Annotated in this window: 10 protein-coding genes; all 10 read right to left on the bottom strand. The window is 52.4% G+C overall.

Annotation, left to right across the window (positions count from 1 at the left end; genetic code table 11):
• Window positions 1–9: 9 nt before the first annotated feature.
• The 10 genes from WDV75_RS01385 to tagH all read right to left on the bottom strand — a co-directional run bounded on the left by WDV75_RS01385 (window position 10) and on the right by tagH (window position 14,680).
• Window positions 10–1,410 (bottom strand): VasL domain-containing protein, encoded by a 1,401-nt coding sequence (locus WDV75_RS01385; RefSeq protein ID WP_273557513.1) that lies wholly within the window; start codon window positions 1,408–1,410, stop codon window positions 10–12.
• 81 nt (window positions 1,411–1,491) lie between these two features.
• Window positions 1,492–5,100, bottom strand: a complete 3,609-nt coding sequence (tssM, locus tag WDV75_RS01380) for a type VI secretion system membrane subunit TssM (RefSeq protein WP_273557512.1) — start codon at window positions 5,098–5,100, stop codon at window positions 1,492–1,494.
• Window positions 5,097–6,524: a type VI secretion system protein TssA gene (gene tssA, locus WDV75_RS01375; RefSeq protein WP_273557511.1), complete on the bottom strand. Its 1,428-nt coding sequence runs from the start codon at window positions 6,522–6,524 to the stop codon at window positions 5,097–5,099. Before tssA ends, tssM begins: the two co-directional genes overlap by 4 nt.
• A 5-nt stretch (window positions 6,525–6,529) precedes the next feature.
• Window positions 6,530–7,198, bottom strand: a complete 669-nt coding sequence (gene vasI / locus WDV75_RS01370; protein WP_273557509.1) for a type VI secretion system-associated protein VasI — start codon at window positions 7,196–7,198, stop codon at window positions 6,530–6,532.
• The gene (locus tag WDV75_RS01365; protein ID WP_273557508.1) at window positions 7,195–7,992 is read right to left on the bottom strand and encodes a Fis family transcriptional regulator; all 798 of its coding nucleotides are present in this window, start codon (window positions 7,990–7,992) and stop codon (window positions 7,195–7,197) included. Before WDV75_RS01365 ends, vasI begins: the two co-directional genes overlap by 4 nt.
• Window positions 7,992–10,712, bottom strand: coding sequence for a type VI secretion system ATPase TssH (gene tssH / locus WDV75_RS01360; protein WP_273557507.1), 2,721 nt, complete (start codon window positions 10,710–10,712; stop codon window positions 7,992–7,994). The genes WDV75_RS01365 and tssH overlap by 1 nt, the downstream gene beginning before the upstream one ends.
• Before the next feature lie 9 nt (window positions 10,713–10,721).
• Window positions 10,722–11,489, bottom strand: coding sequence for a type IVB secretion system protein IcmH/DotU (icmH, locus tag WDV75_RS01355; RefSeq protein WP_273557506.1), 768 nt, complete (start codon window positions 11,487–11,489; stop codon window positions 10,722–10,724).
• A gap of 2 nt (window positions 11,490–11,491) precedes the next feature.
• Window positions 11,492–12,844, bottom strand: coding sequence for a type VI secretion system baseplate subunit TssK (tssK, locus tag WDV75_RS01350; RefSeq protein ID WP_273557505.1), 1,353 nt, complete (start codon window positions 12,842–12,844; stop codon window positions 11,492–11,494).
• A 2-nt stretch (window positions 12,845–12,846) separates the two neighbouring features.
• Entirely contained in the window at window positions 12,847–13,401 is a 555-nt protein-coding gene (gene tssJ, locus WDV75_RS01345; protein ID WP_074024608.1) for a type VI secretion system lipoprotein TssJ, read from the bottom strand.
• The gene (tagH, locus tag WDV75_RS01340; protein ID WP_189759230.1) at window positions 13,385–14,680 is read right to left on the bottom strand and encodes a type VI secretion system-associated FHA domain protein TagH; all 1,296 of its coding nucleotides are present in this window, start codon (window positions 14,678–14,680) and stop codon (window positions 13,385–13,387) included. The genes tssJ and tagH overlap by 17 nt, the downstream gene beginning before the upstream one ends.
• Window position 14,681 lies beyond the last annotated feature (1 nt).

Genomic DNA, 14,681 nt, shown 5'->3' with positions numbered 1-14,681 from the left:
TCTCCCGGATTAATGCCCGCCGTCCCGTGTTACGGCAGGCGTCTGGTCTTTGGCCGGATGGTCGGCCGCCTGAGTGTGATGACTTTCCCGTTGCTCGGTCGCCTGACGCAGCCGGTCATAGCGGCCGAGCAGGGCGTTAAAACGGTCATCAATGCCTTTCAGCAGAACCGGTGGCGCCCGTTCCCCTTTGGCCGCATAGACGCTCAGCTGGCGCAACTGTTCTTCCAGCGGCACGTCACTGCCGTGGCTGCGCTGGATGTCATAGATAGCGGTTTTCAGGTAGGACAGGGTGAAGCTGCCGCGGGTACGCTCCTGCAACAGGATTTTGTCCGCCAGTTGCTGAAGCTGGTCGCGGGTGGTATGCCAGCTGCCGGTGAGCGGTACGCTGTCAATTTGGGCCGCCATCTGCTGCTGCCACTGGCGCGTCGCCTGCTGCTGGACGGGGGATTGCGGCCACTGCTGTTCCGCGGTCGCCGTCAGGCGGCGGGCCGCCTCCCAGGTCGCCCGGGGCGAGGTTTCTGCCAACTGCTCCAGCTGGCGGGCATAGCTTGTCAGTTCCGGCTGATACAGCCACGCCAGTCGGGCCCCCGCGGGGTGCTCGGTGATGGCCTGGAGTTGGTGTTGCAGGGGCTTGTAGCACAGCAACCCGCCGCCCACCAGGACCAATAACCCCAACAGGGCGCCCAGACCAAAGCCCTGCCACGCCGTGAGTCCCTGCGGCGGGTGTTCGGGAAACTGAACCCGCACCCGCGGTTGATTATCGGGGACAGGCTGCGGCTCATGGCGCCGGGGCGGCGGGGGCGTTTCCGGCTCGGCGTCCGACGGGGACAGGTAGACCAGCGGCGGCATCTGCACCGGCGGTGACACCGGTTTCGCCGCCTGCCGGGGTTTTTCCAGTTTTTTCGCCGCGTTCTGGAAGAACCACAACAGGTTTTCCACCCGCGGCAGGCGTTTCAGGTCGGACTGCTGCAACCGGTCGATAATCAGCTGAAGGGCCCGTTCGGCGCGGTAAATCATCCGCAGGTCGCTGGCGGCAAAATCCAGTTGGCGCAGCACACTGCTGCTACGGGCATGGAACCACTCCAGCAGGTCGGTGCGCACCTGCGGCTGGGCCGGCCACAGGGTGTCCCATTCACTGACGATAACCCCCGCCAGCAGTTCACAGCCCTCGGTGAACCCCGACAGCCCGTTGAGTTGCATCCGCGCCAGGGTGTAGTAAATCGCGGTCTGTAAATCGACCCCGTTGGTTTTAAACAGCGTCAGGGACAGGGATTCCACCAACGGCCAGTTCACTTCTGGCTGCGCCGGATGACTGGTTTTATTGATTTCATCACGGATAACGGCAAATTCCGGCAAATTCAGCGGACTGCCGCCGGCCCGGATGATAAGGTTTTCAGGCTGTTCGCTCATCTTCTCGCTTTTCTCCTTACAAAAACCCCTGCCCGAAGGCAGGGGGCGGGGTGGCTCTTAAAACTGATGCGCGGCCTGCCCCTAATACAGGGTGTCCGGCAGTGTGAACTGGCTGAATAGCCCGCCGGCAAACGGGTTATCCGATTCATCCACATAGATGCGGTAGGTCATCTCGCCATTATCGACACTGAAGCGCACATCAAAGAAACCGGGCTGGACGTTAGTCAGCTTGCCGCTGTTAATCAGCCGCAGCTGGGCCCACGGGCCGCTAAAGCTGACCGCGCGCGGCGCCTGATTACTTTTCGCCGGCATCAACGTCAGCTGGCTTTCCGTGCCGGCGCGCATCGAGTTGGGCCAGACCAGACGGGCCACATTGCTGCGCCCATGGGCATAATCCACCAGCTGGCCGTCCAGATTCAGCAAGGCCCGGCGTTTGTTGCCACTCAGGCTTATCGGCTCCACGGCAAACTGAGTACCGAGGCCGTTTTGAGGGGTAAAGAAGGTGGTGCGGATCCGGTTCGCCACCGCCAGCTGTTTCATGACATCGGGACGGATCAGCATCTTGCCGTCGGTGCCCGTGGTCAGGTTGTTTTCCACAAACGGTTTCAGGCTTTGCTGATAGAACGCGTCCAGCGTCCCGCCCGGCCGGAAGAAACGGTCAAACTCGCTCAACGGCACTTCTTCACGGGCATGCGGGTTGAACGGATAGCGCCCCGCCAGATAGGTCTTGTACTGCCTGACCACCGTGTCGTTCCATTCCACTTCCAGCGAGCGGACCGCTTCCATCATCACCACGCGCCACGCCTGTTCAGCCAGTTCGCCCACCCAGCGGTTCAGCGGCTCCGGCAGGTTTTTCGCCATCTGCTGCACTTCAAAAATGGCGTCACTGTTGTTCTTGTCCAGACGCATCTGAACGGCCTGCAAGGCGGCCTTACCCGGGACCGGTGAGTTCTGGATCGCCAGCAGGTAACGGTGCAGGGCCATCAGTTTTTGGTAAACACTGTGCAACGTGCTGCCCTTATCCCCCTGCTCCACCAGCACCCCCGTTTCCGGGGCAAAGTCGCGGCTAATGCGGTTTAACAGGCGGTAGTCTTCTTTTAACGTCAACGCCTGTTTTTCCTTGTCACTCAGCGAGTTGTTTATCAACGGCGGCGTGGTGTTGTCGCTCAGGATTTGCAGCGCCCGCTTGAGGGGCTGCTCACCACTGATCACCTGTTCGATGGCACTGATGGCTTGCGGCAGGTCATCAAAGTCACGCACTTCCAGGTTGTTCATCGCGGCCCGCCAGGTCGCGGTGTATTCAGCCACGTACAGTTCGGTGATTTCACGCTGGATCCGCGACTGATCGGTGTCACTGTACTTATCATTCACCGGTGACGGCGTCTGTTCGCCGTATTTTTCCGAGCTGTTATTCTTGATGTTCAGCACCCAGCTATCCATTGCCGTCAGCTCCACCAGCTCATTGCCCTGCTGGACGAAATAATCCATCAAGCCGTGGCGAGTCAGGAATTGCGGCACCACCAGCCGTTTTTCGTTGCTGGCTACAAACACACTGTCAAAGCTCGGACCAATCTGGTCGCGCAAGTTGATCGGCGCAGGCAAAGCGTCCTGAGCCTTGATACGCAGGTTCTGGTACACCCGCTGGTTGACGGAAAGCGCTTTCAACTCCTGTTGCGCCTGCCGGATCGGTTTGACAAACGGGGCGAAGCGATCTATTGCATCCTGTTCACCGTTATCCCGTTTTTCCTTCCAATCCGTCCGCTCCAGCGCGTAGTTCAGGTGAGTCAGCAATGCGTCCTGCACATCACGCTGACCGTGGAACGCCTTGCTCCAGCGTTCACGCATGTATTGCGCCACCAGGCCACTGTTACGCTTGCTGGCGTCTTCCATCATGCGCATCACACGCAAGATCTCAAGCTTCGCTTCACTGCCAGCCGGAGCCTGATTTAAATCATCCAGTAATCCCAGCATCAGTGCCGGCAGGAAACGCTGCTCCAGCAGTTTCAGGTAGGTGCCTTCCACATACGGCCCGACTCCGTCCCCCTGGTATAACGCCATGTCAGTCAGGAAGGATTTGTTGTCGTGATAGTTACCGTAAGCCAAGGTAGCATCCCGAATGGGGTTAAGCAGCGGCAACTGGAGGTTACCGTAGCGGTCATCCCCTTTCGGTGGCGGGACGGACAAGAAATTTTTCGCCTGCGCTAACACTTCTTCACCGGCCCGGTAATTTTTCTGGTAGAAGTAATGCCAGCCTCCCCACATCGCCAGAATGACCGCTGCACTAATCACGGAGAAGGTATACAACTGGCGCCGATTGCGGCTCAGCCAGATGCGGTTTTCCGCCGCCAGGTTCGGCTCGGCCAGCAAGACATTGTCGAACAGCGAATGGGTGAAGTACGGCAGGGTATCGCCCGCCGGCCAGGTCGGGTACGCCTGCGATCCCAGGTGATACTGGGCCGAAGCGGACTGGGTGAACAGGTCATCCATCTGTCCCCGCTGATGAGCTGATGTCAAATAGACACCACGCAAAGTGGGGCGATGGTGTTCATCGTTATACAGAATATCTTCCAGCATCTGAGTGATATAGCTGTACAGCCCCTGAATCTGACGGGTAAAACTGAACAGGGCGCGGCGCTGGTTGGCGTCCACATTGTTCAGCATCATGTCCGGCATTGCCACATTCAGGTTGTTCATCCACTGTTTCCAGAATGCTTCCAGTTCACTGCGCCACGCTTTTTCATCGCGGTTATTCAGGCTGAAGGTCACCCCCAAAATCTGGTCACGCAGTTTGCGATCCAGGGACTGGTACATCGCCTCAAAGCCGTGCAATAAATCAATTTTGGTCATCACCAGATAAAGCGGTAACTGACTGTGGAAGGTCAGGCGAATATCTTGCAGGCGCTGGTGGATCTCCCTCACATAGCGTTCGCGCTGTTCACGGCTATCAGACATCAGACGCAAAGTATCCACGGTCAGGATAATGCCGTTGAGGGGCTGGCGCTGACGGTTTTCAGCCAACCAATTCAGCAAGGCTTCCCACAGACGGCTATTGATTTGCGGTTTGTCGCTGTTAAGCGGGACGGGCTGGTCAATTAACTGGCCTTTCGGATCGATGATGACCGCTTTTTCCCCTAACCAGCAACGCAGCATCAGAGGCACCTCGCCATCCTGACGCAAATATTCCGGTGCTGCGATTTCGGAGAGTTTATAACCCTCCTTGATCAGCGAGGATTTACCACTTTTTTGACTCCCGATGATGATGTACCACGGCCGTTCATACAGGTAATTGTACGAGTCCAGATGGCGTTGTAGCTGGGATTTCCAGTGATCGAGATAGCGATCCTGATGTTCAATATCCACCCGTACCGGATCAACCACTTTCAGTTCAACGTCAAGATTCAGTTTTTCCAGTGTCCGCAAGCGACGCCAAGCTTTTATACCAACCCAGAACACGACCATCATGACAATGATAATTGTTGCCAGCCAGCGTGCCGCGAGGCTTTCCAGTGGATAATCGTTGCGCAGTTTCCATTCCGGCCCCCACCACCAGACCGCAATTAACAGCAAGCAGGGGATAAGCGCCAGAATCAGTGCCATCAATGCCTTGAGGCGTGGCAGAGATTTGAACTTTGCCAATGTTGGCAAGGCGGATTTCAATGGAGCCAAAGATGACAAAGAGGGCCATTTCATGGGTTAACACTCCTGTTTGAAGCCGTATCCTTGAGAGGAGAAGGGAGTTTTTCAGCCAATAAAGCCAGCAGGCTGGGTTCCCATTGAGTAAGTTGCATGTGTTGTCCCGTGTGTAACAAATTCCGGTAATGCTGTTGAGCCAGTGCGGTCATGCCGGCTTCTTCAAGCAATTGGGCGTTGAGCCATTGACCATAGAATTGATCCCGTGGCTCCGTTAACTGTTGCTGATGTTCTTCCAGCCTTTTCAAGGCTGCTTCCAATCCCTGTTGCTGGAAACATTGCCAGATAGCTTCCTGATCAGCAGAAACGGAACCCTTACCCGTAGCCACAGGCTCAGGCGTGAGCCAGTCGAGGGTTTCAGGGGAAATAAACGGGCTCATGTCAGAAAAACTTAAGGTTTTCAGCACGGGCAACCGTTCCAGAAAGGCATTCAGCTCATCACGAATAGCCTGAGCGACATTCCCGTACCCCAATTGCAATGCGGCTTGTGCGGCAATGACATGACCATCCAGCCAGTAAGGAGCAAGCGTCAAACTTTGCTCAATTTGCTGGAGCAATTTGTTGTCCGCCTGCGGTAATCTCGCCAAATAATCAGCTGTACGATCGGCGGAAGTGGGTGCCAAAGGGGTTTTGCCTGTTGCATTCGCCATCGGTGCCGTGGTGATGGTGTGCCATACCGCGTGACGACGCAGGGAATAACCAACAGGTAATTCGGGATGCCGTTCGCACAGCAGATCTGCGACGGTCATCAAAGTCTGCTTCCACGCTTTTTCGCTCGAACTGTTAACGTCAACGTCTGGCATCGGTGGCGTTTGCGCCATGGGTTCAGCAAAAGAGGACGCTGGCACCACAGCAGGTGCAGGCTTTGTCTCCACAGGGACGGCTTCTGGCTGACGGTTATAACGAACGCGCAGTTGATCGATGTCTTTAGCAAGCTCAGGTTCATAGGTATGCCAGCATTGCGCGAGATGTGCTAACGCGCCTTGCGCATCATCCCGTTCACTTTTGCTTGCTTGTTCAATAAAACTGCCCTGGGCGGAGTCGAAACGCTTGAGAACTTGCTGTGCCAGCCGACGTTTTAACTGTGGCTTGGTTGGCCAGGCTTTTTCCCAGTAGTTTTTGACATATTCGGTCAGCAGCTCCATTGCGAGGATCAGTTCTGCTGCGTTGCCAGCATGTTGCAGGGTACGTAGCAGATGAACCATCAACCGAAAATCTTTGCTGTTTTCACTCAATAATTGCAGTGCCTGACGCTGAATCTCTTCAACATCCAACGAGCCATGTGACAGCGAACCAAATTTGATCATTTCGCCGTCAATGTATTCCCATGCGGGTTCGTTATCTCCCAGTGCCTTACCAATCTGTTCGTCGGACAGGGGGGCCAGCAGGGAGCCGAACCAATCGAATTGTGTTCTGATGTCCATGTCGATTACCAACGGCAAGCAGCACGTAATGGCTTCGCTGCCTGCTCCAACTGAGAAATGTTAAAGGTTATCTGGCTACCATTACTGCCTGTAATACTCATCCGATCGCTGTTCATCAGGCGCTTGATTTCTTCAATACCCGGTAAGCCACGACTGGATTCCCATAAGTAACCCTGTTCCCGCACGAACCATTCAGTACGGTATTCGGTTCTGTCTGTTGCCACCGTGACAACCCCTGACTCTACGGGCTTAGGCAGTGCCACCTGCAAGCGGGTGATACTGTCAATGCAACTCAGCATTAATACAGGACGTGGGGGCGGTACCCCAATCGCGGGCGTGGTCAAGATAATCGGTGTCGCACCATTCTCTCCCTGCGTCACAATGAAGCTGGTCGAGTAATCGGTACGTTTCATCTCCTGTTCCATCGCTTGCCGCCATAGAGGTCCCATATTTTCGATAGGGATTTGCACCGTTTTGAACTTGAGGTTATTTAACGCTTTGTCATAACATGCCAGCCGAATAAGAGGAGACGGCTCAAAGCGGCATTTATGCAACTCATCTAAATTTTGCTCTTCCTTTACCGCAACCACTTCCTTTGGTTCTGCCACCTCTGCAAGCTTGGGGTTCCCTGTCAATGAAGCGAGCAATGAACTGATAATTAAAACAATATTCATAATCTACACCCGTACTTAGCCAGTTTGTAAACCAACGTCCGCTGGGCAAGTCCCAGGCTTTGTGCGATCAATCTGGTGTCGTTACCAAACTGACGCTGACGTTGAATCAACACGGCACTTTCAAATTCTTCTATGGCCTTTGGCAGATTATCGATGTGACTGTAATCCACGGAGATACTGCTAACTGCCGCCGGGTTTTTCGATTCACTCAGGGAAGCAAGCAATTCATCCAATTGTTTTTCTTTTTGGCGTTGAACCTGAAATACCTGGCGGATTTGGCGTAACTGTCCGCGCAGTTGTTCGAGTTCCTGCAATTTTTTCAGGCGATGTTGCATGACATGGCAATAGATGCCGAACATGTTTTCATTGTTGGTGAAATGGCGGACATTTTCGGCAAAGATAGCGATCACACCACAAGCCTGCCCGTTGCAGTCAAACAGGGGAATGCCGTACAACCCACAGTTATGCGGGAGTTCTGCAATAAACGTGCGGAAATAAGACTCGTCAATGCGTACCCCGTGATTAAGGGAATCCCAAATAGTCGGGGTTCCCTTGCGTAGTACCTGTATCAACGGGTTATTGACGTCATCAATGTCCACCTGTAATCGACGCGAACTGGTTTGCTGAGTCTCCGGCAGGTTGTAGCATTCCAACCTGTTTTCGTTGATGTTGAGCAGGAAAACCAACAGGGCATCAAAACGCGAGCTATGGCTGACCTGCAAAAAATGGTCAACCAATTGTTCTACAGTGTCATTTTCCAATAACGCTAACGCGCTTTTCAGCCGCTGTTTCATTATTCTGCCTCCTCAACCTCTGCACGGAATTCGTGTTCAACCACGGTTAAGTGAATCGCCTTGATTGGTGTACCCGCTGCCATTTTCTGCAACAGCAGTAGTGACACTGGCGGTAGCAGTGCGCCATCAATGATGGACTCCAGCATACGGGCACCGTTTTCCGCGCGGGTAGCACGTTGCAGGATCTCTTCAGACACCTCATCGCTGATGGTGACTTCAGCGTTGAAACGTTGAGTCAGCAGGGTATCCAGTCGAGCCAGTTTGCCCTGAATAATGGTTTTCAGCGTCTCATGGCCCAACGGCAAGTATGGGATCACTTCCATACGCGCCAACAAGGCGGGTTTGAAGAATGCCGCTAATTCAGGGTAAAGCAGGTCGTTGATCTGCGCTGGCTGTTCGGCATTGTCTACGATGGTTTGATAGCCCAGGTTTGATGTCAGGAAGAACACGACGTTTTTACAATCGATAATGCGTCCTTCTCCATCCGCCAGTTCCCCTTTGTCGAAAGCCTGATAGAACAGGTTCAATACGTCAGGGTGGGCTTTTTCCACTTCATCCAACAAGACAACTGAATACGGTTTCTGGCGAATGGCTTCGGTCAGTACACCACCTTCGCCATATCCTACGTAACCCGGAGGTGAACCGATCAGACGGGAAACCGTATGTTTCTCCTGAAACTCGGACATGTTGATGGTGGTGAGGTATTGACGGCCACCAAACATCAGTTCCGCAATTTGCAAGACGGTTTCTGTCTTACCGACACCACTTGGTCCTACCAACAGGAATGCCCCAAGAGGACGCCCCGGACGACGCAAATCTGCCCTGGCAGTCAGCAAGTGTTTGTGCAAGCACTGGATCGCAATTTCCTGCCCCTTGATGCTTTGTCCCAAGTGAACAGGCAATTCAGTGACGATGGACAGTTCGCTTTGTGACAAGCGGTTCAATGGCACGCCCGTCCACTCGGCAATCACTGCCGCAATCTGGGTTTTATCCACATGTGGGGAAACCAGTGTTTGCTTCTGCTGTAGTTCTGCCAATCGGGTGTTGAGCGTCGCCAGTTTTTCGATCAAGGATTGTTCGTCGGCAACTTCTTCTATTACTACCTCTACTACCTCGGCTTCTTCTGCGGTTTCGCCTGGTTTAGTTGCTTCATGTGTATCCTCATCGCCGGCAATTTCTTCAACCGCATTTTCAACGAAAGTATCATTAGCCAGTAACTGGTGGCGCAGTTCGATGATTTGTTTCACCAACTCTTGCTGCTGTTGCCAGCTAATTTCTAACGCGGTGAGTTTCTGCTGAACGTCTTTCTGCTGATTTTGCAACGCTTCCAGCCGCTCAGCGTGGATGTTCAATCCCATGCGTTGCTCCCTCTCCAGCACATCGATTTCCATTTGCATCTGGTGCAGTTCAGTCGTCAGCGAGGAGATCTGACGCGGTGGTGAAGTCAGATTTATAGCAACACGGGCACAGGCCGTATCCAGCACGTCAATGGCTTTGTCCGGCAATTGGCGACCGGAAAGATAACGGTCACTCAATACCGCAGAGGCTTTCAGGGCTTCATCATCAATCAGCACGCCATGCGCCTGTTCGTAAATAGCACGCAAGCCGCGCATGATGACGGTTGCTTCATCCGCTGTTGGCTCAGAAACTTTCACCAGTTGGAAACGACGGGACAACGCGGCATCTTTTTCAAAATATTTCTTGTATTCGCTCCATGTGGTGGCTGCGATAGTTTTCAGCTCACCACGTGCCAAAGCCGGTTTCAGCAGGTTGGAGATATCCAATCCCCCCGCTTGATTGCCCGCACCGATCAGGGTATGAGCTTCATCAATAAACAGGATGATGGGTTTTGCCGATTGGCTAATTTCAGCCATGATGCCTTTGAAGCGTTTTTCAAATTCACCCTTAACCGCTGCCCCTGCCTGCAATGCCCCCAGATCCAATGTCATCAGTTCACTGTTGCGCAATTTTTCCGGTACGCGATCGTTAATAATGCGCAATGCCAAACCTTCAATCAGGGCACTTTTGCCGACTCCCGCTTCACCTACTACGATAGGGTTGTTTTTGCGGCGGCGACAAAGGATGTCGATCATCAGATCGATCTCGTTATCACGGCATAAAACCGGATCAAGCTTGCCCTGACGTGCCTGTTCGGTCATGTTCTGGGTAAAGCGTACCAGCAAACTGTCACTGTTTGCCGGATGTACGCCCTGCCCATCTTGATTGCTGTTGTCCGCAAAAGGCTGCTCAGCCGAACCATTCGTCCATTCTGCAAAGTTTTGGCGCAATAATTCACGGTTGATACCGGCCAGCAAACGCGCAGTTTGTGGTGCCAAGTAACGCAGCGGGCTAAATAGCAACGCAATCAGCATAACGCCGCTGCGCAGTTCGCCGTGTTGCATCTCTGTGGAAGCCAACAGCCAGCTATCCTGTAACCACTCCACCAACATTGGGGAAAAATTGGGGTAGGTCTGCACAAGCGATTGATGGTGCGTCATTACCTGATCGAGCTGTTCTTTCAGCAGATCTTTATCGATGTCGGCTTTACTGAGGATGAGTCGCACATCACTGAGTGGCGTATCGATCATTTGGAGCAGCAGCTGCGCAACCGTAATTTCAGGTTGTTGCTGGCTGACGCAGGATGCCGCCGCAGCTTCCAGTGCATGGCGGGTCATCGGGTTTAAACGATTTACAAGGGTAGGCAGATCAATCTGGATCATGGCGACTTCCTATCTTAATAAGTTACTTAGCTGCTTTAATATGTCTTGGGTCTGATCACCGAGGCGAATGGCATAAAAGCTGTAAACAGCCACCAGTACGCCCACGCTAATCACAAACAGGTGCTTGATAGTCCATCGTCTGCTTAAGCGATAACGCGCATTACTCTCGTTGACGTTGACATACAACGTGGTCGGCGGAGTATCCCCGCGCAGTGAGTGAAGCTGTTGCTGCAACCGACGGAACAAGCGCTCAAAGTCATCGTTTTTCTGTGTGCTGACTTTGTAGCGCCCGCGATACCCCAGACAGAGACAGAGGTAAATGAACTCCAGCAGATGCTGGTAGCGCTGTGCCTCTCCCATCAAACGCTCAAGCAATACGAAAACCTTCTCCCCTCCCCAAGTTTCATTGTGGAAGTGCACCAACAGTGATTGCTTCAACCAGCCATTTTGGCTGTTCCAGCCGTGCCCCAACGCAGTTTCATCAATGAAGGTGCACAGTACGTAACGGAATGAAACAATCGCGCCAGGCTCATAACCCTTGGTTTGCAGATACTGCTCAATGGCGCGAATGTCAGTAACAACTTGTTGGTAAAGCTTGTCTGGCAGTGCCTGATCAGTCATATCCTGCAAACGCAAGACCATCCCCAATAAAGGGGTGGCGGCATCGATCATTGGGTTGAGGCTTTCACCACGCAACGGTAGCTGGTACTGGCGCTGAAACGTTTGCAACGTTTCAGACTTTTCCAGTGACGGACTGTCAACATTGATATCACTCATGATTATTCCTTACCGCCCCTGATAGCCCAGAGCTGCATATCTAAGTCAGGGAAATCCCCTGATACGTGGAACGCGATGGAATTTCCTTGCTGGATCTCTTTCCAAGACGGACTTTTCTGATCCAGACGGAAGTAGGTATATCCAGAGTGATACGGTAATTGACGAGGTGCAGCAGACAGGGCAATCAATGGCACGCCCGGCAACTGGACGCTGACCAGATCGCGGATCTTTTCCATCGATGTGACTTTGGTTTGCTGGACGAACTGGCGACGCAACTGCTCTTGCGGTGTGCTGGCGCTGATTGCCAGTACGAATTCGGCCTTGCGCAACAGATCGTTGTCGTGAAGCGTTGCCACACGAATGCCACCTTCGTTTTGTTTCAGCGCAATCGAAGTTGCACGTGGAGTCAGAACCACATTCAACGCATCACGGATCGCGACCATCACAGACTGGAAGGTATCGGTCAGGTTATTATGGTCATACCCCATTATATTCCCTGGCAGGCGGCTAGAATCGGTGAATGTCCTCAACTCGCCACAAGTCTGGAGTAACTCGGTATATAAATGCAGTGGGTGCAAAACGGTTTGTTTAGCATAATGGCTGAACAACGGCTGAACGCGGTTGAGCAATTGCAACATCATAAATTCTGCGACATCCGCTACCCCTTGCTGACCTGGCGAACCAATGCGTTTAGCCAGTGTTCTTGAGCGCTCGGTCAGCAAGCCATCAATTTCCACCATGAAACGCCTGAGTTTGTCCGCCACGAAGATCGACAAACAGGTCGGGATAAAATCGTTATCCAGAACAATGTTGCCATCTTTTTGCTTTTCTTTGATGCGGCATAGTGGAATAGCAGTGTAAGCACTCATATCCTCAGAACCTTGCATCAGAACGGGTGTCAGTTGAGCAAGGTTAAGAGAAAAGGAATCACCGCCTTTGGTATGGAGGTCACGGACATCCGTAGGAAGTTCCCGATAACGTACCGCACTTTGTGTTTCTGCTCCCTGATCAGCCACTTCCCGAATGGTATCGCTGGACATAGGCAAGGCCAGATACACTTCCTTGCTTTTCAGGTCATTGACATTTTCGATATCCAACGGTTTTGGCAGTAAGTCTTGGCTAGGCGCAGAAAAAACGGTGCCATCAGGCATAATGCCACTGGCTTCGGTAATGCCGATACGTCCCAGTTTGAGCAAATCATCATTAATACTCAGGGCGCTAAAACCGTGAGCATATGGTGTCAATACTGAAACAAGGCTATGTGCCAGATAATCAATATGTTTTTGTTGTTGCTGAAAATGTTGTGGTCTGATGAATAACCCTTCGTGCCAAATCACCCGATTTTTGCCTGGCATGATTACTCCTCCTCTTTTCTAAGTTCGACGTCGTTATTTCTGACATGCACCAAGATGTGGTAATGGCGGCCGATGTCTTTTACCCGGATGATCTTTTTCCATTCAGATTGATTTGCATCTGCATAGTGAACGATGACACCGATGTAACGGTTTTTCTTTTCCAATGCGATTTGTTCCAGAGGCTTGTATTGCCCTGGCAACAAGGTGTAATCCTGATGATCGATGTAGTTTTTCCCCAGTGCTTTTTCGAGCTTGTCGCTATCAAGCTGGTCATAGTCGGCAGCCAGAAAGCGCGAATCTTCACTGAGATAAACCAAATTCATTTCAACAGGGGCCGCTTCACCACTTTCATTGGGGTTGATGTCGGGTTCGGCCAGCAATGTAATATTGGCAACAGAAGCCTGCTCATCAGGTTTACCTACCGGTGTGGAAGGGTCCCAAATGACCTGGCCCACTTTTTTTGTTGCGTTCCATGCACTGCTACAGCCGTTTAGCAACATCACTGACAGCAATAAAATCCCTACAGCCCATACACGGCGACTAGCGGAATGTGTCATTGCTGGATTCCTCCAAGCCCTGACGCAATGCGCGGTCATAAGCCTGCTCATATACCTCGCGGAATAATTTTTCGAATCCTTGCTGGCGACTGGAAGATAGTTCGCGGTAATAGTTGGTGTACATTTCCCAAGCCCAGGATGCGTCTTTATTCCTGACTTCGTTGCTACGACGATAGTGTGAGAAACGACGAAGCAATTGCTCTGGAGCAAAAGCTTCCAGCATGGTGTCCAGTGCAGCCGAGATGGCAATTCGGTTAGCCTGATAGTGTAATTGCAGGTTTTGCAGGCTTTCCGCTACTGCGGCCGGTGCGGAGAGATGAACCGGACTTTTCTGATCAGAGAACATCACCTGCATGGTCGTGTCATAATCCATATTCAGGCGCAGCGGGTTATCTTCGATAGGCCGGAGCTGTTTATCACGCAACCCATGTTGTTCACGCTGGAGGGCCAATAACCCCTCAATGGCCGCTTTCATGGTCTTGCCCATCTCTTGCAGAAAATCATTCGCCTGCTGGCTGTCATGCAAAGGCAAACGAGCTTCCAGCCCACGCATAAGCGGAGTAATGGCGACATGATCAACATCCATACTTTCGTACTGTCTGTCGGAATCGATGTCCGGTAAATCAAGGAACTCCTGATCCATAACACTGCCTCGGTTATCAGAAATAGGGTTAGCAAATGGGGGATTTTGGTAATGATCCGGCGGCAAAAGTTGTTCCGTATCATCAGCCTCAACCTTGGGTTTCAATGTGGTCAAGCTCTCGCTATCAAGCACCCGCAGCGGATCATCACTGAAACGATGCATAACCGTTGGAGCAATACCTTCATCGTAGGCAAACGCAGATTTTTGTAGGGGTGCACCTTCCATCATGGCATCCAGCGGATTGCTATAGCTGGAAACCAACGATTCAGGGGATATCATTGAAGGATCAACACGATCCGCTTCAGAAAAACTGATATGGCTCTTGATCGACAAATTACCTACTTTGATTTGATCGCCTTGTTGTAGCAGAATCAAACCCGACTCAGGCGTCAAAGTCGCATCGTTGATTTGTACTGATTCAGCAAAGACTTGCAGGCAAAATGCCCCATCTTGCCATTTAATGGCAAATTGTGACGGGCAGACATTGCCCTGCTGATCCTGCACAGACCAAAGGTGGCTTTCACTACTACCGACCGTACCACCCTGTGTCGAGAACTGGCAGTTGGCGGCTTTACCACTTTCTAGCTGTTCACTGTTAAGAACCCGCAATGAAAGGATTGGTTGATATTTTTCCATG

The organism is Xenorhabdus griffiniae (genome assembly GCF_037265215.1).
Taxonomy (GTDB): Bacteria; Pseudomonadota; Gammaproteobacteria; order Enterobacterales; family Enterobacteriaceae; genus Xenorhabdus; species Xenorhabdus griffiniae.
Note: the sequence above shows the minus strand (reverse complement) of the source record. Positions and strands in the feature narration are given on the sequence as shown.